At 72.1% G+C, this 1,905-nt stretch carries 1 protein-coding gene; it reads left to right on the forward strand.

Going from position 1 to position 1,905, the window contains the following annotated elements:
* The coding region (locus VT52_RS34950; RefSeq protein ID WP_167377787.1) for a polyketide synthase dehydratase domain-containing protein at nucleotides 1–1,905 on the forward strand (1,905 nt) is incomplete at both ends.

Consider the following 1,905-nt stretch of genomic DNA (forward strand, 5'->3'; position numbering starts at 1 on the left):
TTCCAACACCAGACCTACTGGCTCGACATGGGCTCGCCCGTGGGCGATCCCTTCGCCCTGGGGCTCCGCGCGGTGACGCACCCCTTCCTCGCGGCGGTGGTCGAGTCGGCCTCGGACGACAAGGTCATCTTCACGGGGCAGTTGGGTCTCACCGCCCAGCCGTGGCTCGCCGATCACGCCGTCGCCGGCACCGTCATCCTGCCCGGCACCGCGCAGGTGGACCTCGCCCTGCACGCGGCCCACCACCTCGGCCTGGGGATGGTCGAGGAGTTGACGCTGGAGGCCCCGGTCGTCCTCCCCGAGCAGGGTGCGCTGCAGCTGCAGGTCCTGGTGGACGCCGCTGACGAGGAGGGGCGGCGTCCGGTATCGCTGCACACCCGGCCGGCGGACGAGGAGGACGCCCCCTGGACGCGGCACGCATCCGGCGTGGTGGCCGCGCACGATGCCGTGCTCCCCGCCAGGACGGGGAACACATGGCCGCCCGCCGAGGCGAGGCCCCTCGATGTCCACGACTTCTACGAGTCGGCCACCGAGCACGGATACCAGTACGGCCCGGCCTTCCAGGGGCTCACCGCAGCCTGGCAGACGGCCGACGGTGAGATCTGTGCCGAGATGTCTCTCCCCGGCGATCTGGTCACCGAGGGTTTTGGTGTACATCCGGCTCTCCTGGACTCGGCCTTCCATGCGCTGATCGCCGCCCGGAACAGCGCGGCCGCCGATGCTCAGCTGCGCCTGCCGTTCTCCTGGGACCGGGTGGTCCGGCACAGTGGTGAGGGCCCCACCGAGTTGCGGGCGCGCATGCGGCTCACCGGACCGGACACGCTGTCCCTGCTCCTCACCGACGGCCATGACGTGCCCGTGCTGTCGGTCGACGCCCTCACCGTCCGCCCGCTGGACCCGGCGAAACTCCGTGCCGCGCAGGTCGACGACTCCCTTTACCGGCTGGAATGGCAGGCGGTGGGGGCCGCGCCCGCTGTTCCCACCGGGGGCGGCGGCTCCCCGGCGGACGAGTGGGCACGCGTCGGCGACGGCGGCTTTCCGGACCTGGCAGCGCTCACGGCAGCGCTGGCCACCGGTGACGTGGACTGCCGCACGGTCGTCGCGGACCTCGCCGGTCTTCGGGGCACCGCACCGGACAGCGTGCTGGACACGGCGTCCGGTGAAACGGTGCGCGCCCTGAGCCACCAGGTTCTCGCCTTTCTCCAGTCCTTCCTGACCACCGAGGAACTGGGCAGCAGGCGACTGGTACTGGTGACACACGGCGCGGTCGGTGTGGGACCGGGTTCCCCGATCACAGACCTGTCGGCGGCGGCGGTGTGGGGTCTGGTCAGGACGGCCCAGTCAGAACATCCGGGGCGCATACGGCTCGTCGACACCGACGAGGCGGTGTCCGAGGACGTGTTGCTCGCACTGCCCGCGGAAGAGTCCCTGGCCGTGGTCCGTGGTGGCGAGGTGTACGTGCCCCGGCTGGCCGCGAGGCGGAAGGCCCCGCTCGCCCCACCTGCGAGGGAGGCAGGCGGCTGGCGTCTCGACGTCACCGCTTCCGGGACGGTGGAGAATCTCGCCCTGCTGCCCGACTCGGCTGCCGACGCCCCCCTCGGGCCGACCGAAGTCCGTATCGACGTGCGGGCCGCCGGGCTGAACTTCCGGGACATCCTGATCACCCTGGGGATGTATCCGGGGCAGGCGGCTGTCGGAAGCGAGGCTGCCGGGCGGGTCAGCGAAGTCGGGGCGGAGGTCACCGCGTTCGCTCCCGGCGACCGGGTCATGGGCGTCTTCCAGGGGGCCGCGGGGCCTTCGGCGGTGACGGAGCAGCGCCTGCTGGCGAAGGTGCCTGCGGGCTGGTCCTTCGCCCAGGCCGCCACCACGCCCATCGCGTGGCTCACCGCCTACTACGCCCTCCAC

The sequence above is a fragment of the Streptomyces malaysiense genome, assembly GCF_000980885.2.
Classification (GTDB): domain Bacteria; phylum Actinomycetota; class Actinomycetes; order Streptomycetales; family Streptomycetaceae; genus Streptomyces; species Streptomyces malaysiense.